The sequence below is a fragment of the Streptomyces hokutonensis genome (assembly GCF_042751305.1).
GTDB classification, from domain to species: domain Bacteria; phylum Actinomycetota; class Actinomycetes; order Streptomycetales; family Streptomycetaceae; genus Streptomyces; species Streptomyces hokutonensis_A.
In genome coordinates this window covers 69,348-93,524 of the sequence record NZ_JBHYWD010000024.1, presented here as the reverse complement: position 1 = coordinate 93,524, position 24,177 = coordinate 69,348, and the positions used below count along the sequence as shown (strand labels likewise).

The window sequence follows — 24,177 nt, the reverse complement described above, 5'->3', positions numbered from 1 at the left end:
GGCTCAGCCGTGCAGTGCGCGGTACGCCACGATCGCCCCGGGGTGCAGCGCGATGTCCCCCGTGCCGATGAGACTGCCGATGTCGAGGAACTGGGTGCCGACGGCGTTGGCGGGAACGAGTGCGGTCGCGCGCAGGACCAGCAGGCGGGTGAGCGCTTCGGCCACACCGCGGGGAAGGTCGGGGCGGCACACCAGCAGGTTGGACACGCCGCTGGTGGCGACGCCGCCCGCCGCCCGGTACGCGCCCTGCGGCAGGCACACCTCTTCCAGGCCCGAGCCGGCCCGTCCGCCCTGGCCGCCGAGCCGGGGCAGCGGCTCGGCCAGCGGCAGGAACCGCAGACCGAAACGGTCGTCGAGTTCGGACAGAAGCGGTAGCGGTACACCGCCCGCGCCGAGCAGGGCCTCCACCGAGCCCCTCCGCATGGCGTCGGCCGCGTCGGCCAGCGGCAGATGGCGTACGGGAACGCAGGTGCCGGGGGAAGGACCCGCTGCGTGCAGGATCCTCTCGCCGAGTACGGCCGCGCCTGCTCCGGTCGCGCCGAGCGAGACGGTGTGTCCGGCCAGGTCGGACACGGTACGCACGGGCGAGTCGGCGCGGACGACGAACTGGAGGTAGGTCTCGTACACCCTGTCGATGGCGCGCAGGGGCACGGGGTGCGGGAACAGGGCGGTGCCCTACGCGGCCCGGGCGGTGTCGGTGAGGACGAGTGCGAGGTCGGCGCGGTGGTCGCGGAACAGTTCGGTGTCGGTGACGCTGCCTGCGGTGGTGCGGGCGCGGCAGCTCAGACGGGGACAAGCCGCCTGAAGTTCCACGGCGAAGAGGCGGCCGAAAGCCTCGTAGAACGCCGTGGGCTCACGGGTCGCGAAGCGCAGGACACCGCTCGGCTCGGGACGCTGCCGGGAGGCGTCGCCCGTGAGCGCGCCGCCGATGATTGCGACGGCCGCCGTGCCGAGGGCGGCGTGGAGAACGGAGCGGCGATCGACCGGGGGCGGCGGGACATGGTGCACCGCCGTGCCGCCGGGTCCACGGGCCGGTGTTCTGCCGGCAGCCCGCCCCGAAACGGGGAGCGCCCGCCCGTGCGACGACCGGCGAGCGCCGGCGCGGCCGTTCACCGCGCACCGCCTTCGCCGACGTCGGCGGCGTCCGGTTCGGACGCAAATGGTGCCTGGTCGCTTCGGTACGGTCATCGGCCATCAGCGTTGACGCCGACCGCCGCGCGCATCTCGCGCGCTCTGGCCGTCCGGACGACGTGACACACTGGCGGCTCGGGCAGCGGTGAACGGGGGTTGATCCGATTGGGTCTGGAGATCGAGAGCCGGCCGTCGGAGCTGCCGTACATCGAGAGGGTATGGCACAGCCGCAGCACCGAGGTCGGCCGGATGACGTCGATCGCGGCATCGCACTGGGAGCTTGTCTTCTGGGAGCACGACGGCAAGGTGCAGGCGGCCGTGCTGGGCCCGGAGCCCCGGGCCTGTCCGGCTCCCGTTCCCAAGGACGCCACGTTCTTCGGTATCAGCTTCGCTCTCGGCACCTCGATGCCTCACGTGCCGATCGGCCCGCTCGTGGGTGGCAGCGCGGAGATACCCGACGTGACGCGGCGCTCGGTGTGGCTGAAAGGTTCCGCCTGGCACGTGCCCGATTACGACAATGCGGAGGCGTTCGTGCGGCGCATGGTGCGTGAAGGCATCGTGGACTGCGACCCGATCGTGCCCGCGGTGCTCGGCGGCACGACCCCTGATGTTTCCGAGCGGACCCTCCAGCGGCGTTTCGTCGCGGCGACGGGCCTCACCCGAGGTGCCATCCGGCAGATCCACCGCGCCCGCGAGGCAGCGGTTCTGATCCAGGAGGGGGTGGCGGCGCAGGACGTCGTGCACGAGCTGGGCTATTTCGACCAGCCGCACCTCGCGCGGTCCTTGACCCGGTTCATCGGCCGGACAGCCACTGAGCTGACTGCTCCGGAGAAGGCGGAGCCGCTGTCGCTTCTGTACAAGCCCTCCTCCCCCGTGCCCGCATAGCCTTCTTGACGTAGCCGACGGTGTCGGTCCGCCCCGGCCGGAGCGCTGTTCGGCCGGGACCGGTCGGAGGACCCCGAACTCATCACGGAGGAATCATGCGCAAGGTCGTTTCGGGTCTGTTCGTCTCGCTCGATGGTGTCGCCCAGTCGCCGAACGAGTGGCAGTTCGCTTTCGACGAGGAGATGGGCGCGGCGCTGGGCAAGACGCTGGAGACGGCCGACACGATCCTCCTGGGACGGGTGACCTTCACCGAGTGGGCCGGGTACTGGCCGACGGTGACCAGCGGCGAGGACGCCGGCTTCGCCAAGTGGATCAATGATTCGCCCAAGTACGTCGTCTCCTCCACGCTGGACAGCGTGGAGGACTGGTCGAACAGCACGCTCATCAAGGGTGATCCGGCGGCCGCGATCGAGGAGCTCAAGGCGGGCGAGGGCAAGGACATCACCGTCGCGGGCAGCCCGACGCTGGTGCGTTCACTGCTGGAGCAGGACCTGCTGGACGAGCTGGTCCTGCTGATCCACCCGGTGGTGGCCGGCGAGGGCCGCAAGAAGCTGTTCGCCGACGACGCGCCCCTGAAGAAGTTGCAGCTGGTGAGCGCCCAGCCGACCAGCAGCGGAGTGATCATCGCGACCTACCGTCCGACGCGCTGAGCGCCGCTCTTCGCGGGCGGGAGCCGGCGAGACGCCCCAGCAGCAGGAAACGGCGGGCCGAAACCCGGTGCGGCAGGCCTTGCCCCGTCCTGATCCACTTCTGCCGATCGGCCCGCCTGCCTGCTGTGCCCGTTACCGCCGCCCGGCCGATAGTCCTGCGCGCCTCCGAGCGTGAACGGCTGAAGAAGATGGCCTGCGGCTACAAGTGCGAGTGCTGGCTGCGATGCGTGCCCATGCGGTATCGCACGCGGCCGGGGGCGCTCCAGCGCGCGGATCGCCCGTGAGACGAAACTACATCTGGACACGGTCCGCGGCCGGTTCGCCGGTCACGGTCTGGTCGGTCTGTCCGACCGCGAGCGGTCTGCCATTGGCGCGCGCCGGTCATGCCCGGAACCGGCCCGCGAGGTCGCCGCCCGGCCGATCGCCGACTCGGTCTCCGCCGTCACCGTGCGTCGCCGGCCGGCCGGCGACGCCCTGCCCTCAACCCGCCCGGGAAGGGTCCAACTTGGCGAAGACCGCTCGTCGCAACCGTCACGGTCGTCTTCCCGACGGCGCACTTCACGCTGACGATCGTGCCGCATCGGTCAGCGCGGTACGCGCCAGCCCGCGCAGCCAGGTGTGGGCGTGGTCGGTGTCGTAGCGCTGATGCCACGACAGGTACACCGCTGCCGACGGCAGTTCGAGCGGCAGGGGGAGCACGACCAGGCCGAGGCCCTCGACCGCGGAGCGTGTGGTGGCTTCGGGGGCGGTGACCAGGAGATCAGAGCCGCGCACGAACTCCAGCGCGGCCGCTTCCGTGGGAGCGGCCGCCACCACACGGCGGGTGAGAGCGAGTCGCGCGAGGGCGTCGTCGACGGCGTTGCTGAGGTTTCCACGTCGCGAGACGGCGATGTGCTCGGCAGCCGCGTACCGCTCGGCCGTGACGGCCCGGACGCGGGTGAGGGGGTGCCCCCGCCTCGCGACGACGACGAGGCGGGTCTCGCCCATGTGCTCGGCACGAATATCCGGTGCGCTCGGGCGGTTGGCGTTCGCCTCCAGGTCGACCTCGCCGCGCCGCAGCTCGGGGGTGTCGATGCTCGATTCGGCGACGAAGCGCAGTTGCACACCTGGCGCCTGCCTCCGTACGGCCGCCAGCAGTGCGGGGCCGCTGAGAGCGACGAGGGAATCGTGCCAGCGGAGTGTGAAGGTGCGCTCCAGCGTCGCGAGGTCGAGTTCGCGGCTCGGTGCCAGCACCCGCTGAACCTGCTGGAGCAGTTCGTGCACCTGCTCCCGCACGGCGATCGCGTACGGCGTCGGTGTCATCGTGCGCCCTGTGCGCACCAGGATCTGGTCTCCGGTCGTGCGCCGGATCCGGCCCAGACTCCGGCTCATCGCGGGGGCCGTGACGTGCAGGCGCGCGGCTGCCCCGGCCACGCTGCCCTCCTCCAGCAGCGCGTCGAACGCGGCGAGCAGGTTCAAGTCCAATTGCATGAGAGTAATCCTAGCCGTGCTTGACATGCAGTTGAAGTTAACGACGGTGCTGCATACCTTCGAGACAAGAGAGCGCGCGACGGAACGCGCGGCTTGGCCCGACCTACCTCATCCCCCTGTTCAGACGGGAGCACCACCATGTCCGAAACGCTTCAGACCACTGACGTCGCCGCCTCCGACGCCGACCTGCTCGCACAGACCGCGATTGCCGTACGTACGGCAGGTTCGGCGCTGCGGGAGCGGTTCGGCGACGTGGTCCGCTACCAGACCCGCGAAGAGCTGATGCGGGCGCTCGCCGTCAACGACGACACTGTCCTCGATGTCCTGCGCCCCCGCCTCTCGCTCCTTCGCCCGCAGGCTCGCTGGGTGGAGGACGAGCTCGCGGGCGGTGCGCTGCCGGCCGGTGAATGGTGGGTCGTGGATCCGGCCGAAGGCAACGTCAACCACCTGCACGCCCTGCCCGATTGGGCCGTCACCGCCACTCTCGTGCGCGACCACCAGCCGGTCCTCACCGTGGTCCACCTGCCCCTGACCGGCGAGACCTACACCGCGCTCGCCGGCGCCGGCGCTCACCTCGACGACCGGCCCCTGCACGTCTCCGACACCGTCGACCTCGGTCTGGGCATCGTGGCCACGAGCCAGGCCAGGCCGGACGAGGACGAGAAGGTCGTACGGCGCGTCGGCTCCTCGATCACCGAGATGCTCCTCGACGCGCTCGTGGTACGGACCTCGGTGCCCGCCACCCTGCACCTGTTGAACGTGGCCGCCGGCCGGATCGACGTCTTCTGGCAGTTCGCCGGAGCCCGCGCGGACCTGCTTCCCGGAGCGCTGCTCGTCACCGAGGCCGGCGGACGGATCTCCGACGTGGAGGGCCGGCCCTGGACGCCTTCGAGCGAGAGCTTCCTGGCGGCCGCGCCCGGTGTGCACGCCGAGGCAGCCGCCACGCTCTCGCGCTGATCGCACACGCCGCCCCGCAAGCACGGAAAGGACCAGATCATCATGACCACGATCGCAGTTCTCGGAAACGGCCGCGTCGGCGGCAGCCTGGCCGCAGCCCTCACCCGGGCCGGGCACGAGGTGACCGTGGCGGACCGCACTCCGGGTGCCGCCGCGGACGCCGCCCGGACCGCTCAGGTCGTCATCAACGCCACGCCGGGCGACAGCTCCCTGGACCGGCTCGTCGCGCTGCGCGTGGAACTGCGGGGCAAGATCCTCGTCGATGTCTCCAACGCCACCGTCGACGGACCGGACGGACTCCCCGCCGACCTGCTCTATCCCGGCTCGAGCCTCGCCGAACAACTCCAGGAGTCGCTCCCCGAGACGCGAGTCGTCAAGACACTCAACACCATGCTCTTCACGGTGATGACCGCGCCCGCCGCACTCACCCAGGCGCCCAGTGCCTTCCTCTCCGGCGAGGACCAGCAGGCCAAGCAGACCGTGCGCGAACTGCTCACCGACCTGGGCTGGCGCAAGGAGTGGATCACCGACCTCGGCGGAATCCGGACCGCCCGCGCCACCGAGGCAGCCATCCTGTTCGTACCCCACGTGATCCGGTCCAGCGGATTCACGCCCTTCGCGCTCTCCATCGCCCGCTGACACAGAGCGGGGCAGATCCCGCACAGAACATGAGCAGTTTCCGCCCAGCCCCCTCCCACGGGCGCCCGGCCGACACTCCCGGACATGGTCAAACTGGGCTTCGGACAGGTGGTGTTCGTAACGTCCACCGCGATGCGCCGGTCCCACCTCGACCTCGACGCCGAGGAGCTCGGCCACACGCTGTCGGTGTTCTCGGCCGACTCTGCGTACATGGCGATCGGTGGCAACTTCCGCCGCTCCAGGGGCCCATGCTGCGGATTCCTCTGCCGCGGCAGGCGGTCCGGCTGCTCCGTGCGTGCTGCTGGGCGCTTCCGGCGTGAACCTTCAGATCGCGGACCGTGTCCAACCGTGCGCGATCATCGCCGATTGCGGTGAGCAGCCGGGCATCGGTCGGCACGGCGAGATCCGGGAAGCACGTGATGATCTCCCCGTCAGGGCGGGGGCGGCCCTCACTGCTCGAAGCGGCGTACCGTCCCGTCGTCGGTGACCAGTGTCAGGACGATTCCCAGATCTCGGGCGGCGGTGCCCGCGGCGATCTCGGTGAGAAGCTCGTCGCGGTCCGCCCAGCGACGCAGCAGCCGGTAGCGCTGCGCGAGCGTCAGGGTGAGGTCGCCGAGCGGGAGCGCGCCGGTCAGCGCCGCGAACGCGGCCTGGTCGGGTGTCGGGGTCACACCCACCGCGGCGAGGTCGTCGAGCGGCACCGCCGTGCGCGCCGGCCCCGCCCAGTCCGCGGCGGCCAGGCGGGGCACCCGCGTCGCGGCGTCCGGGGCCCCGAGCCGGAACTCGGTCCAGCGGTGCAGCGCGTCGGACGGGTCCGGTCCCCCGAGCAGGCCGCCGAGTCCCGGTCGGCCGAACAGGTCGGCCACCTTCTGCCTCAGGGCGTCGACCAGCGCGGACGGCAGCCAGTCGCCGCCGCCTGCGGGCTGACGCAGCGTCAAAGGTACGGAAGCGGACCGGTTTGCGGTGTCCCCAGGCTTCGGCTCGGGAGCCTTCGTGGCGCTCGACTTCACCTGGTCCGGGGCGACTTGGACACCGAGACGGTCGGTGAAGAGTCCGGCGACGTTGTCCAGCCAGCCGGCCGCGACCGCGGGGTCGACGCCCGGCCGCACCGACTTGCTCATGTAACGGCCCGACTTGTCGTTCACGGTCCACGACCGCAGGCTCTCGCTCCAGCGGAACTCGCCCGACACCCGGCTCGCGCCGGGCCGCGTACGACCGCCCTCCTCGAACACGGCGGCGATCCCGGTGTGCCCGAGGCCGTCGATCTCCGCCCGCAGCGACTCCGCCGTCACCTCGGGGCGTCGCGTGCGGACACCGGCGAGCAGCGCGTCGAACCGGTCCTGCGCCATCACCTGCGAAGGCGCCTCGCTGCCGAGCAGGACACGGCCGTCGTCGGTCACCGTGTACAGCCACACCGCGTCGCGGTTGCCGGTGATCAGCAGGTCGGGATCCACCTCTTCGAGGGGGATCCACAGCGGGTTCGCCCGTACGTCGCCCTCGTCGTCGCGCTCCTCGTCCTTCACGCGCTTCGGCATCACGGGGTCGCCGAAACCGGCGGTGAGGTCACCGTTCGGACCGGGCTGCGGCGCCGTCGGCAGCAACGTCTCGTAGTGGTCGATGCCGTTGTAAGCGACGTACACGGTCGGCCCGTTGGCGTCCTCGGAGAGGCGGTGCAGGACGGATCCGCCGTGGCCGTCGGGCTGGACGACGACGAGGTCGATGCCCAGCGACTGGGTGAGCAGCAGGGGTACATCGTCGTAGAAGGGCGTGTGCCACAGTTCGGGCGAGCGGATCGCGCGGTCGACCAGCCCACGCTCCCCCAGGGTGACGGTCTGCGCCGGGGTGGCGGGCACGACGGTCGGCAGGTGGCTGCGGATCTCCCGCCACAGCGCCCGCGATCTCGATGTCGCAGGGCCGTGCAGGGTCCGCAGGACCAGTTGGCGCACGTTGTTGCCGTGCGCCTGGTCGGTCAGCGCGCGCCGTCGGGCGATCGTCTCGGACGCCGTAACGTCCTCCAGCCCCTCGGTCTTCAACTGGGCCTGGATGCGCGTCTGTTGCGTGGGGGTCAGCGGGAGGTGCGTCCGCAGGCCCAGCAGGGCGAGCAGGGGCCGCAGGCTGCGCAGGTCCGGGTACCTGTCGTGGACGATCGTCTCCAACGGGTCCCGCGTGGCGTGCTGGTGGGCGGCGGCGGACGTCCCGTACCAGTCGGCGGTGTCGTTGCGGAGGTCGGTGACCGTCATCGTGTGTACGGCCCTGCCCCGCACGGTGTGGCCGGGGTGCTGGGCGCCGATGCCCGCGATGATGGCGGTGAACAGGCAGTTGCCGTCGGGACGCACGTTCTGGACGGTCATCTGCCGACCATCCACCCGGACAGTCCGGGCGGGCGACGGCTGCTTGTCGCCGACGGACTTGCCCTGTGCGTCCAAGTCGGGCTTGTCTTTGGGCTTCGTCTCCTTGCCCTCGGTCTCCTTGCTCTTCGTGTCCTGGTCGCCCTTGGATCCTTTGCCGCCGCTGTCCTTGCCCTTGCCCTTCGTGTCCTCGGTGTCCTTGCCCCCCGGCGGTTCCGTGCCCCGAACGGGCGGCGCCGACACCGGTGTTGCGGAGCGGGGACGGGCCGACAGGTAGCTGTCACCGCGCCGATAGACGGTCACCTGCCGGAGCGGGCCGACCGTCGGGTCGGCGGAGCCCGGGAAGAACCGGTAGCCGCCGTCCTCCCCCACGACCGTGATGTCCACCCCGAGGGAACGCGCCGTCAGGTCCGCGGCAAGGTCGGCAGTCGCGTCGTCCCAGCGGCGGGCTCGCTGCACGTGCAGCCGTACGAGACTCTGCCGCTGGGCGGGGGTGAGTGCGGTGAGCAGGGCGTCGGGCAGCCGGCCGCCGTTCTCCTCGACGGTGCCGGACAGGGCGGGGTCGCGCCGGAAGTGCTCGCCGAGCCTGCTGGTCAGTTCGGCCGTACGGAACACGGCCTGCGGGTCGAGCGTCACATCCGGCGGCATGTCGACGCTGCGGGCCACGCGGCCGGCCAGTCCGGTGCGGCGGGCTTCCGACACCGCCGTCGGTCCGCCGCGATCACCGACGCCGAGGACCGCCGTGAAGAACCCGTTGCCGTCGCCGTCCGGTTCGTGCAGGTCGTAGACCCAGCTCCGGCCGTCGGGATCGGTGGCGGTCAGGGTGCGGTGGTCCTGGGCCGCGTCGAAGCGGCGCAGCGACGGGTCCGGGGTTCCGGACGTCTCCCACGGCGGGCGGCTGAACGCCGGGCGCAGGGCGGGGTTACCCGCCGCCTCGTCCTGCTTCCCACCGTCCTTCTTCTCGCCGTCCCCGTCGCTGGTCTTCTTCTCCGCGTCCTTCTTCTCCGCGTCCTTGTCGCTCGTCTTCTTGTCGGTCGACTCGGTGGTCTTCTTCTCCGTCTCCGGTGCCTTCGCGGTGCCCGGTGCCGGTGGCGCCCGGAAGACGACCTCGTCCGGTTCCGGGGTGGCGCCGAGTTGGGCGCGTCCCGCCGGTGTGGCCGCGAGCTGGTGCCAGCGCGTCAGGCGGTCGGCGGCTTCCCGGACCCGCGCGTACTCGTCGGCGAGCGCTTCCGCGAAAGCCCGCCGCTCGCCCAACTCCGTGGTGAAGGCGTCCAGTTGGGCACGCGCGGTGTCGCGGGCCGCACGGGCCGCGGTGACCTCGTCGTCGGCCGCCCGCAGCAGGGCCGTCACGCGGTCGTGTGCGGCGTCGCGTTCCGCGTCGTGCAGTTCCGCCCAGCCGTCGTGGGCGGGTTCCGCGCCGTCGTTCTCCTGTTCCAGGCGGGCGAGTTCGCCGCGTGCGGCGATCACCTGGGGCTGGGTCTCGGGATCTCGGGTGGTAAGGGTGGTCAGCAGGTTCTCGGCGTCCGTGAGCGCGGTCTCGCGGCGCGGGCCCTCGTCACGGCGCAGCTCCCAGTACTTCTTGTCGGCGGCCGTCCACTCCTTGTCGGCCTTGGTGACCGCGTCCCACGCCTTGGCCGCCACCGGCGGGAATCCGTCGTCGCCGACGAGGCCGAGTTCACGGGCGACGTCCTCGCGGACCCAGGCCAGGACGGTGGTCTCGGTCTCGCGTGCCTGCGGGGCGCGCTGCGGGTTGCCGAACGGACTGCGCATCGCCCGCACCGGCGCGGAGTCCTTGACGTGGTGGTGGACCGCGGCGACGCTCAGCCAGGTCGTGGGGATGGCGAACAGGAACGTACGGGTGGTGTTCGGCTTGACGTTCACCGACGCGAGGCGGTCGCCGCCCGAGGCAAGGGTGTCGGACTCGGTCGCGACGTCGCCCGGTCCCGAGGCGCCCATCTGGTTCGTGCCGGTGGCGGAGGACGAGGTGGCGGGACCGCCGCCGATCGCCGACTCGGCCTGCCCGACGCGCCCGGCGCTCGCGCCACCGCCCTGCACATGGCGCTTGGGTGCCTCGTGCTTCATGCCGTCGGTGACGGCGAGCAGCCGGGCCTGCCGGAACTGCGGCCGGGAGTACATCCGCAGGTCGGCGTCCGCGCCGCCGAAGAAGCCGCGTTCGGTCAGGCCCGCCACCTCGTAGCCGCCAGGGTCGAGGGTGCGGTCGTAGAAGGCGCTGAGGGCGCCGTTGCCGGTGCCGTCCTCCAGGTTCTGGGCGGGCCCGGTGCCGGCGCGGGTGAGCGGGGTGTCCTGGGCGCGGGCGATCAGGTCGTCGTCGACCGCGTCGGTGAGCGGGAAGGACGTGTCGTAGGCGGAGGCCAGGACAAGGGAGTTGGCGGTGTGGAGCTGGTCGACGCCGACGATCCGGCGGACCTTGAACCCGTCCGGCGGCATGGTGAACGGCTTCATGCTGTCGTCGGGGTGGAGCGTGTCGAGCCAGCCGCCGGGGCCGGTCGTGGCGGGCGGCGCGACGCGGCGGGAGGGTCCGGGGGCGTCGAGGGCGGGCGGGGCCAGCGGGTCGTCGCGTTCGGCGGCGGGGTCGACGGGGTCGGGGCGCATGAGGCTGAGCGGGTAGTGCTCGACGAGTTCTCCGACGTCGCCCTCGGAGCTGACGCGCAGCAGTCGTCGGCCCGAGACACCGCGCCAGGTGCGGTGCGCGGCCCGCTTCACCCAGGCGGAGGCGCCGGTGCCGGTCTTCGGTTCGCGGGTGTCGGTGACTTCCAGGGTGAGCCGCATCCGGTAGCGGGTGACGTATTCGGCGTGTGCCTGGGTCGTCGTCGCGGTGGCGATCCGCACGCTGCCCTCGGACTGGTTCTGGGCGGCGGTCTGCTGGGTGGAGCCGACCTCCGCGTACGTCGGTCCGGCCATCCGCACGGTGTCGTTGCCGGTGTGCGCGCCCTGGGAGACGGTGGTGCCGACGCTGGCGCCGGAGGCGCGGCCGCGGCCCTCCTGCGCGGTCTCCGCGGCGCTGCGGTGCTCCTCGAACTCCACGCTGTGTCCGAGGCCGCCGAAGCCGCTGCCGTCCGGTGCGGGCCTGCCGACGGGCACCTTCACCGGGATCAGCTCGGCGCGTGCCCGTACCTTGCGGCTGCCGACCCACAGGTTGGCGGTGGACGAGCCCCAACGCCCTACGCGGGCGGGCACGGAGGAGCTGCCGCCGGTCATCTCCTTGCCGAGGGCGCGCACGACGCGCTCGGACATCAGCCGGTGCACCGTGTCCCGGTCACTGGACGTCAGTCCGAGCGGCCTCAACTGCCGGTCGAAGTCGTTGAGTACGGTCGCGGTGTCGAGCGCGGTGAGCGGGAAACTGCCGAACGGATGGTCCAGGAGCCAGGGTTGGGGAGACCACCGGCGCCGGGTGTAGAGCGGTACGTCGCCCCAGCGGTCCCGGAGAAGTCCCATCCGGTAGGCGCTCTTCTCCGGAACGTGCCCGACCCAGCCGTCGTTGACGAGGACCCGCCGCCCGGACGCGCCGGCGAGCCAGCGGGGCAATCGCCGTACGCCCGTGGCGCGTTGACCGACGAGGGTGGAGGTGGCGGCGATCTCGTGGTCGACGTCGGCGGTGACGAGGACCTGCCGGCCCTGGTCCTTGCGGTTGATCTCGGCGAGCGCGGTCCGGGTGACGGCCCGGAAGCGGGACTTGTCGAGGCGGTAGGGGCTGGCGACGAGGCCGTAGTTGCCGGTGGTCCCGGTGCCGGTGTCGTGCGAGTGGAGGTAGACGAGCTGGCCGCCGAAGAACAGCGTGCTGGTGCTGGTGTGGCGTCCCGAGGCCTGGGTGGCACCGCCGATGGTCGTCTCGGCCTCGATCGGGATGGCGCCCGTCACTGCGGTGAGGCTGCCGGGGCGCAGGCGGCTGCGGTGGGCGAGGACCGAGGAGCGGTCCAGGTAGGGGGCCTTGGCCCACAGCCCGGAGGCGCGCCAGCCGGTCGGGGCGGACGACTGGTCGAAGTTCGCGGTCAGGAACTGGCTCTGGAACACGCGCAGTGCCGCGTCGTGGACGGGGGCGCCCTGGTGGGTCAGCATCCAGGAGTTGCCCGACGACTCCTTGAGGACGTCCTCGGCGGCCCGGCCGAGGGCGGGGTCCGCGACGACCGCGAGGGTGAGGTAGGGGTGGCGCCGGTACTCTTCGCGGCCCCGGCGGCCGGCCCGCTCGAACAGGCCGCGCTTGGCGAGTGCCAGGTCCCGTGCGGCCTGCACGGTGGTCGCGAGGGGCACACCGTGCAGGGGGTGGTGCGGGCGTGAGGTGTCGCGGGCGGGCGTGTGCTCGACGGGCACGCCGAGCAGCACTCGTCCGACGGAGGGCCCCTTCGTGACCGGTCCGGAGCCGGTCGGGCCGATGAGGTTCTTCTCCCGCTCGGTGAAGACGAACGGCCTTGTGCCGAGCAGGTTGAGGAAGAGGACACCGCGCAGCAGCCCGCGGAACCGGCGGAAGCCGCCGCGCCGCGCGGTGAGGGTGACCTCGTAGCTGTACAGGTGGGTGCCCTTGGTGCCGATCGACATGGCCTCGTGCGTGACGGCGGCCCCGTAACCGCTCTCCGAATCGGTACGGCCGCCCCAGCGCACGCCCAGCGAACCGGTGCCCGCGTGCAGCGGTCCGCGCGCGCTGTCGGTCGCCGCGTCCCGCAGCGACAGCAGTCCCTCCGCGCCGATGTGCGCGGCGCGCGCGCTGTTCTGCCGTCCGCCGAGGTTCTCGCTGCCGGGTGCGCTGAACCGCAGCCGCAGGTCCTTCTGCGTCCCCTCGAAACGCCGGTCGGTCAGGGCGGCGTCGATCCACACGTAACGCTGTGCGCGGGTGGCGCGGCGGGAGTCGACCAGGGAGATCCGCAGCCCTGTGGTCATCATCGTCTCCAGGTTGCCCGCCATGCTGTGGAAGGCGAGGGTGTTGAGCACCTCCAGGGTGTTGGAGACCGCCATCTGGAAGTGGTCGGCGTTGCGCCAGCGGGGATTGGCGGGATCGAGTTCGGACAGCGGCGCGACGAGGTCGGGGTAGGCGCGCGCGACCTCTTCGAGGACCTGGTCGCCGAAGTGGTCGAGGAACGTGCGGTCCTCGCCGTCGATGTCCCGTACGTAGGAGCCGTCGGCGAACGTGAACTCCTCGACCCTGCTCATGCCGAGGGTGGGCGGCGAGTCCTGGGTGAGGTACGGCGGCACCCTGGGCGGAGTGCCCGGCGCGGGACTCGCCTCCCCGGCAAGACGGCGGGCCTCGGTGCGGGTGAGCCGTTCCACGGCCCAGGTCTGGAACGTCCGGGTCCGCGGTGCCTCGCTCCAGGTCCGCGGCGGGTTCTTGCGCAGCTTGCCGGGTGTCGAGCTCGCCTCGTCGCGCCTGCGGTCGGGCAGCGGTGCCTTGGTGTCGGGCGGTGCGGTGACCGTGACGGTCTTCTGGACCAGGTAGAGACCCGTGGGGTCACCCTTGGCCTGCCCGGCGGACTTCACGGCGCCGGTTCCGCCGGTGACGGAAGCCCGGTTGTGAGAGGAGCCGTAGCGGAAGTTGAGACCGGCGAGCATCCGCAGGTCGAACTTGCCCTGGTCGATGCCGAGAAGCTGGAAGGCGGGTCCGATGGCACCACCGACGTCGACGCCCGAGGAGCGGCCGGTGGTGCGCTCGTTGCGGACCGTCGTCTGGGAGATGTCCCGGAGTTCGGCGGCGGTGGTCTCGCTGATGAGGACGGCCTCGCCGGGCTCCACCCGGACCGAGAAGACACCGAGCGGCTCGCGGCCCGCGTCGTCCTTGAACAGGGGCGGCGACGTGACCGTCCCGGCCGCCATGACCCGGCTCATGCGGTGGAACCCGTCGGTGGAGAAGAACGAGTTGATCTGCTTGCCGGCCATGCTGTCCGTGTCGGTGCCGATCTGCTGGAGCGCCCAGTCCCGGATGTGTGCGACGGGGCCGAAGCTCTCCGTGTTCATCATGCGGTAGTGGGAGCCGCGGTCGAGCCGCATCCGCGGCGGCAGCCGGTCGGCCGGCGGCTTGGGCCGGGTCAGGCTGTCGGCGATGCGCACGAACAGCCCGTCCCTGACGGCGAAACCGAACGCGACCTGCCCCCGCGTGCCGGACGCGGGCCGGATCGCCTTGCCGGTCCGGCCCACGGGGCGTCCGGCCGGATCGGTGACCTTGAACTCGTACCAGACGTCGTCGAGATGGGCGTGCGAGCCGTCGGTCGTGCGGGTCTCGCTCTGGTTCACGACGAGGTTCTGCATGTTGTACTCGACCCGCTTGGTCCACGAGAACTGCGCGAAGACCCGTCCCCAGGGCGCGAACAGCGTCTTCACCGGTCCGAGCGGCGCGGTGGGCGCGAGGGAGGTCGACGTGCTGTTCACCGCGACCCGGCCGGTGAGCGCGGTGTTGCGCTGCATCGTGTCGATCTTCACGGGGTTGGCGTAGCCGAAGGTGAACCTCTCCCACTGCCCGTACGGACGGGCCGTGACCGTCAGAACCCGCGACTTGCCGTCCACCGTGCGGTAGTTGAACTGCTGCCCGTCGCCGAAGAAGCCGCTCGGGTTGTGGACGAGAGCGTGCCGTACGTCGTCCAGGAGCCCGTCGCCGGCGCGGTTGCCGCCGGGGCGCGCGGGACGGGGGCGGACGCCGGGCGGCTGCCGGAGGTTGAGGTCGAGCTGCTCGACGACGCGGTCGGCGCCGCGCAGGACGCGGTCCCCCTGACCGAGGGTGTAGGAGCGGCGCAGCAGGTTGCGCGGCAGCCCGCGCAGCAACTCGCCGATGCCACCCATGTAGACGGGCAGTTTGGCGCCGTCGGTGAACGACGCGGGTCCGCCGCCGCTGTACGGCGCGGGAGGCAGGTCGAGGTCGACGCGCGGCGGCCGACGGGAGTCCAGGTCGTGCACCACCCAGGTCGGCCCGGGCGTGGCGGGCCTCTTGACGGGCGGTGCGGTGAACTCGGCCTCGGCGTCCTCGTCGATGGGTTGGAGCGGAGGGGTACGGCGGTTCGGCGGGGCGCCCTTGCGGGGCGGGCGCTGCCGACGGAGCCTCTCCGGGGGGTCGTCCGAGCCGTGCGGAGGCACCGAAGTCGGCTTGCCGTCAGCGGACTTCGCCAGCCCGTCGACCTGCACCTCGGTGGTCGTCGCGTCGGTCGTGGTGGACGTCGTCGCGACGAGCGGTGTCCCGGCGCCCACGGTGACCACGGGCTGCGGAACGTCGGAGGACTCCTCGGGCTTGGGGGCACCGCCGCGCAGCCGCTGCGGCAGGCCGAGGCTCCTGCGGAGACTGTCGGCGAGCGAGGCAGCCTCCGCACGTGTCCGGCCTGCGGCCAGTACGTCGGCGACCTGACGCACCGCGTCGCGGTACGACTCGATCGCGTGACGCGAGTCCGCGAGCACGGGGTGCAGTTCCAGGGGCAGCACGAGCGCGGTGGCGGTGTCCCACGACTGGCGTGCGGTGTCCGGATTCGGCCCGGGCGTGCTCAGCGCGAAGTCCGTGAACGCGTCGTCCCACAGGCGCCTGCTGGCCGTGGCGGCGGCGGTGTCGAGGTGCCCGGACCACGGACCGGGTTGCAGCATCAGCGCCTTGGCCTGCTGCAAGGGGGTGAGTCCGGTCTCCAGCAGGGACAGTTTGCCGCTCCCCATGACTGCCTGGGTCTGCTGCTCGACGGTGAGGGCGGCTCCGGTGGAGGACAGGGCCGCTACGTCCACGTCGACATCGACGGTCGGGAGGCCGGCGGCGGTGAAGTCGTCGGGCAGGTCGTCGTCCGTCAACTGCGAAGCGATCCAGTGCCGTTGGGCGTCGGAGCGGTGCACCACGGGGACGATGGCGGAGGGCGGTGCCGACGCGTCGGAGCCGAGGTCCAGGGCGGCGTCGGCGGGGGAACCCGGCACCTCGCCCATGGCGCGCAGCCGGGTCTCTGTCCGTGACAGGTCCACCTGGGCCTGCCGCACCATGTCGTCCGCGTCGTGCAGTGCGGTGACGTCGCGGCTCGATCCCTCGCCGGCCTCCACCCGCACGCGGAGCCGTTCGGCGGTGTCGACCGCGTGCTGCAGCGACTGTACGGCGTCGGCATGGGCGTCGTGGGCCGCTCCTACGAGCGCGACGGGGTGGGTGCCGGGGTCCGGGTCTGTGGCGGCCGGTGCTGGTGAAGCCACGGCCTTTCCCCTGCCAGTACCGGTGCCGGTGCCTGTTCCGGTGTCCGTCGTCGGGGTGCGGGTCGGAGTCGGGGCTGGAACAGGGTGCGAGGGCAGATTGCCGGTGCCCGTGTCGTTGATCGAACTCCCCTGCTCAGGAACGCCGTTGTGGGTGACCGCAGGATGGACAGTGGTCCCGGCGGTGGGCGTCACAGGGGTCGACGTCACCACGGGCGGCGGCAACTCCGTGGCCGGCGGGTCGACAACAGGGTCCTGGTCCAGGGGCGGGGCCGGCTCCGCCTCGGGGGTGTTCACGTCGTGCGTCTGCGGCGGGGGGTCGGTGCCGTTGTCGTTGCCGCCGTGCGTCACGACGGGCGGTGCTGACGTGGCACTGCCGCCGGTGACGGTCGGCGGGTTCGGCGGCGCGGGCGCCCCAACCTCCGGCGGAATGACCGGCGTCGACGATCCCACCACAGGCGGAATGACCGGGACGGACGTGTGGGGCGGCGGGTCGACGACACGGACCGGGGGCGCCTTCGTAGGTGTGCCGGTGTCCGTGTCGATGTGGTTGCCGGTGTCCGTGTTCGGGTCCACGGGCGGCTGCGGGCCGTTCCCCGTACCGGACTTGGTGCCGCCGCTCTTGCTCGGGCCGGAGTTCTGACCGACGTTGCCGGTGCCTCCGGTGCCGGTGCCTCCGTTGCCGGTGTCGGAGACCGATGTGGAGATCGTCGGCGGGTTCCCCAAGTTCTTCAGCCAGTCGGCACTGTTCGTGACCGCGTGCTCGGCCCCCGCCTCGAACCGCTCGCTCAGGCCCGCCCCGACGAACGTCTGCCAACTCGGTGTGAAGTCACCGAAGAACGCGCCCATCACGAGGGATTCGGCCAGCGTCTCCGAGGCGCCGTCCGCGACGAACTCACCGCTCTGGTCGAGCGCCTTGGCGGAGAAGCTCTCGTCGCCGTGGGGTGTCGGCGTGACATGCGGGGTGACTGTGGGGGTCGTCTTGGGGACATGGGTACCGGGTCCCGGCGTAGGACCGGGCTTCGGCTTGTTCGTCAGGTTCAGGTCGGTGTCGTTCAACTTCGGTGGCTTCGCCCCGCCCACGTTGATGTCGTCGAACTTCTTCCCCAGGTCGCCGATGTTCTTGACGTTGTTCGTGAGGTTCTTCATCGTCTTGGTGAGAATCGGCGCGAGGAACCCCGCGACGGCGCCGAACGCGGCGCTGAGACCGATGTCGCCCCAGTCGATCGACTTCGGCCGTTGCCCCTTGGGGGCACCCACCATCATGGCCAACCGGACCGCGAGCGTCATGAAGGCCTCCTCGGCGGCCTCCAGGAAGCTCGGCAACAGGTGCGTGCGGCGCGAGAGTTCGAGCAGGACCTCCAGGATGAAGACGCGGCTGCGGGCACGTGCCACCGCCGCCTCACTGGCGCTGGCGCCGCCGGTGAAGAAGGACATCACCGCAAGGATCGCGAGCTCGATGAACAGCCGGACGAGTTCGGCGATGATGTTCCACTTCGCCTCGCGGATCTGCATGGCGATGTTGACCTGGTTCTTGGTCACGTTGTCCAGGTCGGCCTCGAACTTGTCGAGATAGGGCAGGACTTGGTTGATCGCCCCGATGAACTGGTCGGCGGTTCCCTTGGGGAGGCCCTCCCCCACAGTCAATACGGCTTGTTTCGCCCGTGCCTTGAGTGCGCCGACGTGCTGGTGGAGCTGGTCGAAGGACCGGCTGGTGTCGTAGGCGTGGTCCTCGTTGGCCTCCAGGAACTTTTCCCCGATGAGGATGAAGAACAGCCAGTTGAGCTTGGGCGAGACGACGATGGCCACGTTACGGTCGGCTCCCGGTCCGCCCTTGCTGTTCGTGGATGGCGTCGATGATCCCGCCCTGGTTGCTGCGGATCGCGCGGAGGTTGTCGAGAGTGCCGTCGCCCACTGCCGAGATGCCTGCGGCGATGGCGTCGATGGTGGCGAGGACGGAGTCGCGGGTCTGGACGAACTCCTTCCTGAGCTGCTTCCCGTAACTGTCGTCGCCGGTCCAGCTGGTGTCGGCCAGAGCGGCATGGGCCGACGCGCCGACCTCGTCGGCGTAGCTGCCGAGGTCCTTGATGACGCGAGTACCGCCCATGATGGCCTCGGGGCTCGATGTGTAGGACGGACCGGTCATCGGGTGCCTCCGTCCTCTTCGTCGTCGGCGATCTCGTCGTGCAGCCGGGTGCGTGCGGGGGGCCTGCCGGAGCTGCTCCGGGCAGGGGCGGACGGGCCCACGAAGCGGGCCCAGTCGATGTCGAGTCCGGCGAGTTCGGGCACCTGCGGGCCGGGGGCGTCGAGCGGCCGGAAGCGGCGGGCCGCCTCGCGCCGTGCCTGCGCGCGGCCCGCTTCGACCGCCTCGATGATCGCCGCGCCCAGTTCCGCGCTCGACATCTCACGGAACTTGTCACCCAGGAACCGCAGGTCGCTCAGTTCGCCCCGGGATCCCACGGTGACCTCGACGGAGCCGTCCTTGGAGACCGTGGCCGCGGAGAAGTCACCCATGTCGGCTTCCGCACGTGCCGCGTCCCGCTCGGCTGCCGCCAGTTCGGTTCTGGCCCGGGCTAAGCGTCGCTCCAGCTGTTCCGCGTAACCGTCCGGGCCGGACTCGGGCTCCTGGGTCATGCGGCCTCCATCTTCCTCGTACTCCACTCACCGGAGGTGACCACGGCGGGGACCAACGCGAACGCCGGGTCGCCCGTACCGGCGGGGGCCCGCGTCGGTAACACGGACATGTACCGGCGGCAGTCACGTCGGCGCGCACCAGAGGTCCCGTCCGTACGCACCCGGGGGCCCGCATCACTCGCCCTGAAACAGGACGCGCGCGGCTCGGGCCCGCAGACGTCCGATCATGGCCGAGCTGGTTGACGTCCTTCCCAACGGGACATGACGTGCAATGGATGAAGATCCGCATCCGGATTAACTTCCCCTGCACCAGAGCGACTTGAAGTGGCGGCACATCAGCGGCGAGAGACCCGGCGACAGCCCGACCGCGGGAAACGGCCGCCGCGCGGATTTCGGTCAGCGAGTCGCCGTCCACGAGCGCCAATGCCCGCCCGTCGTGTTCGTCGAACAGTGCCACCAGGGCCGGCCCGAGACCGGAGGCGTGCCCGGGCATCGCGGCCCAGCAGGCGGGTCGGTGTCAGCCCAGCGATCCGCGCCGGGACGGAGACCTTGTCGCGGCGATGGAGACCAGGGCCCGGCCCACAGCGTCGAGGACGGCGTCGGGCCGCAGCGCGGCGGCCGTCTGCCGACGATCCAGCACCAGCAGGCCCATCACCGACCGGCCTCCGCCGTGCCGACGGTCAGGGCCGTCACCAGTTCGTCCGTTGCCGCGCGCAACTCCCGCTCCACAAGGGCAAGTTCCGGTCCGTCGAACGCGGTGTCCAGTCCTACGACCGTCAGCGCGCACACCGGAGCACCGGGGTCGGGCACCACGTCCCGGGCGACGGAGGCCACCAGCTTGTCGTGACGACCGCGTTCCAGGGCGACGTCGATCCCGTCCCACCCCGGCCAACTCCCGTGCCACGTCGGCAGCTTCATCGCCGATTCAGTCCAACCACCGTGTCTGCGCGTCCGGTTCGAGCGCGGCGACCGGGGCCAGTGGCCCGGCGACCCGTCCCACCGGCAGCAGCTCGCCGCGCAAGTGGCCGATCATGGCAAGCCGTTCGGGTCTGACCGCGTCGATCACCCGGGCGCTGCCCTCCTCCAGCACATGGAGGATGACCATCATCGAGGCCGCGCCGGACAGCCGTTCCAGCACTGGACGGGCCGGCGCGGTCAGCCGCCCGCACTGGTGGGGTGCGCGCGGGACTGGAGAACCTGCCCCTCGAGCCCCTTGTCGCAGGAGAGGAGGGGCGGCGGAGAACCGTTGTCCCGGAACTTGAAGGCCGCGACCCGCAAATGTGACTGCTGCGAACACTGGATCGGACCGCTGAAGAGACGCGCAGTACACGGTCCATCCGATGTTCTGCGCGCCGTCTTCACCAGGCAGCGGGGCCGCTGTGCGCCGCACTCCGCTGCCCCAGGGATCGTATGGGCCGGGTCAGCGGAGCGTGCGGGTGAACTGGTACGCGCTCTGTGACGTGCCGCTGCAGGTGTCGGACAGCTGGCCATTGGTGGCGCAGGCCTTGTCGCGGCCCAGCGACCAGAAGGACAGTTCCTGGATGCCCTTGCTCGCGGCGAAGTTGGCGAGTTTGGTGGCGTTGGCGGTGGTGAACACCTCGGCTGTGCTGTCGTTCACGCCGATCATGGGGGTGTTCCCCTCCATGGCCCACAGCTGTGCGGAGCTCTTGGTCGTCCAGATCCGACCCAGTTGGCCGTGCAGGGCGGTCGCCGCGTCGGTGGCCGCCTTGCCCATGTCCATGGCCGGGCCGTAGTCCATGGTCATGATGTTGACCAGATTGACCGTCAGGGCGTTGCTCTTGGCGTTGTTCAGCAGGTTGACGGAGTTCTGCTCCAGGCCGGTCGGGTTGACCGGGAGGGTGTACTGGACGTCGAGCCGGCGCCCCGCCGTCGCGTACTCGCTCTGCAACTGTGCCAGGGCCTTGTTGCGCCGGTCGTTGGCAGCCGTGTTGTTGAGGGTCGAGCCCTCGATGTCGAGGTCGACGCGGGTGAGGTTGAGACTGTCGATGACCCGCTTGTACTGGGCCTTGAGGGACGACACCGAGGTACAGGCGACGCCCAGTTCGGTGCCGGAGGCGCCGCCGAAGGAGGCTATGACGTCGCCGCCGGCCGCCCTCGTGGAGTTGATGGCCGCGGTCCAGGAGGAGTCGGTGATGGACGTGTCTCCGTTGAAGGTCGCGTTGCAGCCGTTTCCGGCGATGACGAAGGCGAGCGTGAAGTACTTCTGACCGGTGGCATTGCGTGCGTTGGCGAGGGCGGACGGGGAGTTCCAGGTCTCGGCGTACGGTGCCGAGTACCGGGCGGGGAAGCCGGGTCCGGGGTTCGCCGCTGTCGGGGCGGCGGATGCCGAGGGTGCGAGGACGGCTCCCACCGCCGCACCGGCGGTCACGGCAACGGCCAGTGTGTAGCTGCTCTTTCGACGCATGAGTCCTCCAGGACGCAGCACACCCAGTGCGCTGGTGGGGGTAGAGGAAACCACACCTGTTCATCGACATGAACAATTTCCGTTCACATGAACAGACTGAAGCCATTAAGGCCTAGACCAATACGCCCGTCAACCCCCGCGGCAACAACAGGCGGTCGCTACACCCTTGTGCCGACGGCCAGTTGGAGAAGTCAGGCGGTCGCGGAAGAGGAGAGGACATACCGCGGCCCCGAGGCGATCGAAGCACTCGGGGCCGCGTCTGCGCGTTGCGGGAATGGAGGGCGGTCGCCTACGCGGCGATGTGCTCTGCGGGGCTTCAGCCGGACGATCGTCCCCGCAGGCAATAGGTGAGGCCCGGGGACACTGTCCCCTCCACTCCCACGGTTCTTCCAACCACACCGCCCCACCGTGCATTCCCGGGCGGCAGGACGGGACACGGTCGGCGACGGTGTGCCGCGAGTGTCCCGCCGAAGCAGGAGTGAGGAGAGGCCCTCCGCGATGGCAAAACGACCCCGGCACTGCCGCCGCCCTCGCCACTACGATCCACTTCCTGCCGACCGTTCCGTACTCGCACCCGCAAGCGGGCGCGGTGTCGTCAGGGCGAAGACGCGAACATCCGGCTCGTCCGAACGCCCCGACACGAGTCGGGGTCCGGCACACTCGCGGTCACGTACCGGGCCTGCTCTTCTGACCCGGCTTCCATTCCTCGGCCAGCAGCCCGAGGAGCACCTCGTCTACGAACTCCCCCATCACCCAGGCCGCCGAACGCAGCACCCCCTCACGGACAAAGCCGTTGCGCTCGGCGGAGCGCAGCATCGCTTCGTTGTCCGGCAGCGTCTCGATCTGCAGCCGGTGCAGGCCGCGGACGACGAAGCCGTAGTGGCACAGCACCGCGACCACGTCGGTGCCGTAGCCCTTACCCCGAGCGGAGGGCAGCAGCCCGAGGCCGATGTGCGCGGTCCGGTTGTGGTCGTCGATACCCCACAGCACCGCGCTGCCGGTCAGGGTGCCGGAGTCCAAGTCCACCACGGAGAAGGGCGCATTCCCCCGCTCCTTGTCGTCCACCGCGAACTGCGAGTCCTTGGAGCCGGGCGTGATCGGCCGCCACGGCTGGCCGTTGGCCCGTGCCTGGGTGACGACGTCGTCGTAGAGCTCCGAGTGCAGGACTGGGATGTCGTCCTCGTGCCGGGCCCTGAGCCCGACCTTGTCACCCTTCAGCATGCGAGATTCCTATCCGAGCAGACCGACCCGCGGCAATCGGTTATACGGCCTCGTCGGCTAGCGACTCAGGGGGCGGTGAAGGCCGTCTCGACAATGCCGGTGGCGGACGGAGTCATTGTTTTCATCTGCCGCGCAGTCGAAGACTTCCTGACAGCGACGGCGTCGATGCCGGCCTCGATCCCGCTGACAGGCAGCGGCAGCACGTCCTTGCCCCGGCCGGGGCCGACCCCCGACACCAACGACGCCCCGAAGCGGGCACGGGCGAACTCGGCCAGTACGTCGCAGGTCCCGCCCGGCGCGTTCGTGCGGACGCGCATCCCGTACAGCGACGGGGTGACGCCCACCGCGCCGGCTCCGAGCGCACGACCGACGTCCTCGACCCCAGCGTCGGGACGGATGTCGCTGGAGGCCCCGTACCGCCCGCACACTGATTGGCGGAGACGATCACATCCACGCCGTCCGTCGCCGCACTTACGATGGGCCAGCCGAGTTCACCCGCGTCCTGGCCCGCCTCGGCGTGGTGCGGATTCGACACCAGCACGGTCATCCGGCTGAGCCCCGAATGCGACCGACACTCCGGACGGCCACCCGCCGGACGCCGCCTGCGCCCCAGACCACCGTGCCGTGGGAAATCACGGGCACAGGGCAACGACGCATCTCGAAACGCCCCCGCGCCGCGCAGTAGGAACCGGTCACCGGCTCCGGCACCGGTCCACACGGCGGCGAGCTTCCGTACCCTGGCGGAATGCGCATGCGTCCCACTCTCAGCTGGACCCCACCCGGGGACCTCCCTCCGGGCACCACAGATCTGGGCGTGGTCACCGATCTGCTGAGCGCCGGTGGTGTGCTGGTGCTCAGCGGCGCGGGCATCTCCACGGAGTCGGGCATTCCCGACTACCGGGGCGAGGGCGGAAGCCTCAGCAGGCACACTCCGATGCTCTACCAGGATTTCGTCGGCAGCGCCCAGGCACAGCGCCGGTACTGGGCACGCAGTCACCTGGGCTGGCGCGTCTTCGGCCGCGCCCGCCCGAACGCCGGGCACCGGGCGGTGGCCGCGTTCGGGCGACACGGGCTGCTGACCGGGGTGATCACCCAGAACGTCGACGGCCTCCACCGGCGCGCCGGCAGCGAGGGCGTCGTGGAGCTGCACGGCGGCCTGGACCGGGTCGTCTGCCTCACCTGCGGCACCGTCAGTCCGCGCAGTGATCTCGCCCGGCGGCTGGAGGCAGCCAATCCGGACTACCGGCCGGTGGCCGCCGGCCTGAATCCGGACGGTGACGCGGACCTCACCGACGACCAGGTCGCCGGCTTCCGGCTGGTGTCGTGCGCGGTCTGCCACGGTGTTCTCAAGCCGGACGTGGTGTTCTTCGGCGAGTCCGTGGCACCACAGCGGGTCGAGCGGTGCCGTGAGCTGGTCCGGGACGCCTCCTCCCTGTTGGTCCTGGGTTCGTCGTTGACGGTGATGTCCGGGCTGCGCTTCGTGCGCCAGGCGGCCGATGCCCACAAGCCCGTACTGATCATCAACCGGGACGCGACCCGGGGCGACACGCATGCCGTCGCCCGCGTCGAGCTGCCGCTGGGGCCGGCGCTCACCGCCGTGGCCGAACGACTGGGCATCCCGCTCGACGACCAGCCGGAAGGCTCCGGTTGATCACTCCGATCCGGCCGAAGGCAC

The 24,177-nt window shown here is 71.0% G+C and carries 17 protein-coding genes; 5 read left to right on the top strand and 12 right to left on the bottom strand.

Features of this window, described 5'->3' with window-relative positions; translation table 11 throughout:
• Positions 1-3: 3 nt before the first annotated feature.
• Together ACFXC1_RS41280 and ACFXC1_RS41275 are read right to left on the bottom strand one after the other, a co-directional pair.
• Positions 4-651 carry a TAXI family TRAP transporter solute-binding subunit gene (locus ACFXC1_RS41280; RefSeq protein WP_381252828.1) on the bottom strand — a complete coding sequence of 216 codons (648 nt, stop codon included), beginning with the start codon at positions 649-651 and terminating at the stop codon, positions 4-6.
• Positions 652-675: 24 nt separating this feature from the next.
• Positions 676-1,113 carry a type 2 periplasmic-binding domain-containing protein gene (locus tag ACFXC1_RS41275; protein ID WP_381252826.1) on the bottom strand — a complete coding sequence of 146 codons (438 nt, stop codon included), beginning with the start codon at positions 1,111-1,113 and terminating at the stop codon, positions 676-678.
• A gap of 183 nt (positions 1,114-1,296) precedes the next feature.
• Here ACFXC1_RS41275 and ACFXC1_RS41270 point away from each other — a divergent pair, with 183 nt between their 5' ends.
• Positions 1,297-2,016: a helix-turn-helix domain-containing protein gene (locus ACFXC1_RS41270; RefSeq protein WP_381252823.1), complete on the top strand. Its 720-nt coding sequence runs from the start codon at positions 1,297-1,299 to the stop codon at positions 2,014-2,016.
• A gap of 95 nt (positions 2,017-2,111) precedes the next feature.
• Entirely contained in the window at positions 2,112-2,666 is a 555-nt protein-coding gene (locus ACFXC1_RS41265; protein WP_381252821.1) for a dihydrofolate reductase family protein, read from the top strand.
• 558 nt (positions 2,667-3,224) lie between these two features.
• Here the strand turns inward: ACFXC1_RS41265 and ACFXC1_RS41260 are convergent.
• Positions 3,225-4,136: a LysR family transcriptional regulator gene (locus tag ACFXC1_RS41260; RefSeq protein ID WP_381252818.1), complete on the bottom strand. Its 912-nt coding sequence runs from the start codon at positions 4,134-4,136 to the stop codon at positions 3,225-3,227.
• A 138-nt stretch (positions 4,137-4,274) separates the two neighbouring features.
• On the opposite strand from ACFXC1_RS41260, the gene ACFXC1_RS41255 reads away from it, so the two are divergent.
• Positions 4,275-5,093 (top strand): inositol monophosphatase family protein, encoded by an 819-nt coding sequence (locus tag ACFXC1_RS41255; protein WP_381252816.1) that lies wholly within the window; start codon positions 4,275-4,277, stop codon positions 5,091-5,093.
• Between the two features lie 42 nt (positions 5,094-5,135).
• Complete coding sequence (locus ACFXC1_RS41250; RefSeq protein WP_381252813.1) at positions 5,136-5,732, top strand: NADPH-dependent F420 reductase; 597 nt, start codon at positions 5,136-5,138, stop codon at positions 5,730-5,732.
• Between the two features lie 449 nt (positions 5,733-6,181).
• On the opposite strand, the gene ACFXC1_RS41245 is transcribed toward ACFXC1_RS41250, so the two are convergent.
• The 9 genes from ACFXC1_RS41245 to ACFXC1_RS41205 all read right to left on the bottom strand — a co-directional run bounded on the left by ACFXC1_RS41245 (position 6,182) and on the right by ACFXC1_RS41205 (position 22,846).
• Entirely contained in the window at positions 6,182-18,031 is an 11,850-nt protein-coding gene (locus ACFXC1_RS41245) for a hypothetical protein (RefSeq protein ID WP_381252811.1), read from the bottom strand.
• Position 18,032: 1 nt separating this feature from the next.
• Positions 18,033-18,368, bottom strand: coding sequence for a hypothetical protein (locus ACFXC1_RS41240; RefSeq protein WP_381252809.1), 336 nt, complete (start codon positions 18,366-18,368; stop codon positions 18,033-18,035).
• Positions 18,365-18,856, bottom strand: a complete 492-nt coding sequence (locus ACFXC1_RS41235) for a YbaB/EbfC family nucleoid-associated protein (protein WP_381252806.1) — start codon at positions 18,854-18,856, stop codon at positions 18,365-18,367. Before ACFXC1_RS41235 ends, ACFXC1_RS41240 begins: the two co-directional genes overlap by 4 nt.
• Positions 18,857-19,373: 517 nt before the next feature.
• On the bottom strand, positions 19,374-19,508 hold the full coding sequence (locus tag ACFXC1_RS41230) for a hypothetical protein (protein ID WP_381252804.1): 135 nt from the start codon (positions 19,506-19,508) through the stop codon (positions 19,374-19,376).
• Positions 19,508-19,774 carry a hypothetical protein gene (locus tag ACFXC1_RS41225; RefSeq protein ID WP_381252801.1) on the bottom strand — a complete coding sequence of 89 codons (267 nt, stop codon included), beginning with the start codon at positions 19,772-19,774 and terminating at the stop codon, positions 19,508-19,510. The genes ACFXC1_RS41230 and ACFXC1_RS41225 overlap by 1 nt, the downstream gene beginning before the upstream one ends.
• A gap of 7 nt (positions 19,775-19,781) precedes the next feature.
• The gene (locus ACFXC1_RS41220) at positions 19,782-19,994 is read right to left on the bottom strand and encodes a hypothetical protein (RefSeq protein ID WP_381252798.1); all 213 of its coding nucleotides are present in this window, start codon (positions 19,992-19,994) and stop codon (positions 19,782-19,784) included.
• A gap of 282 nt (positions 19,995-20,276) precedes the next feature.
• Positions 20,277-21,281, bottom strand: coding sequence for a chitinase (locus ACFXC1_RS41215; protein ID WP_381252797.1), 1,005 nt, complete (start codon positions 21,279-21,281; stop codon positions 20,277-20,279).
• A 666-nt stretch (positions 21,282-21,947) separates the two neighbouring features.
• Positions 21,948-22,502: a GNAT family N-acetyltransferase gene (locus ACFXC1_RS41210; RefSeq protein ID WP_381252791.1), complete on the bottom strand. Its 555-nt coding sequence runs from the start codon at positions 22,500-22,502 to the stop codon at positions 21,948-21,950.
• Between the two features lie 65 nt (positions 22,503-22,567).
• Positions 22,568-22,846 (bottom strand): hypothetical protein, encoded by a 279-nt coding sequence (locus tag ACFXC1_RS41205; protein ID WP_381252788.1) that lies wholly within the window; start codon positions 22,844-22,846, stop codon positions 22,568-22,570.
• Positions 22,847-23,247: 401 nt separating this feature from the next.
• Here ACFXC1_RS41205 and ACFXC1_RS41200 point away from each other — a divergent pair, with 401 nt between their 5' ends.
• Positions 23,248-24,153, top strand: a complete 906-nt coding sequence (locus ACFXC1_RS41200; RefSeq protein ID WP_381252786.1) for an NAD-dependent protein deacetylase — start codon at positions 23,248-23,250, stop codon at positions 24,151-24,153.
• Positions 24,154-24,177: the final 24 nt, after the last annotated feature.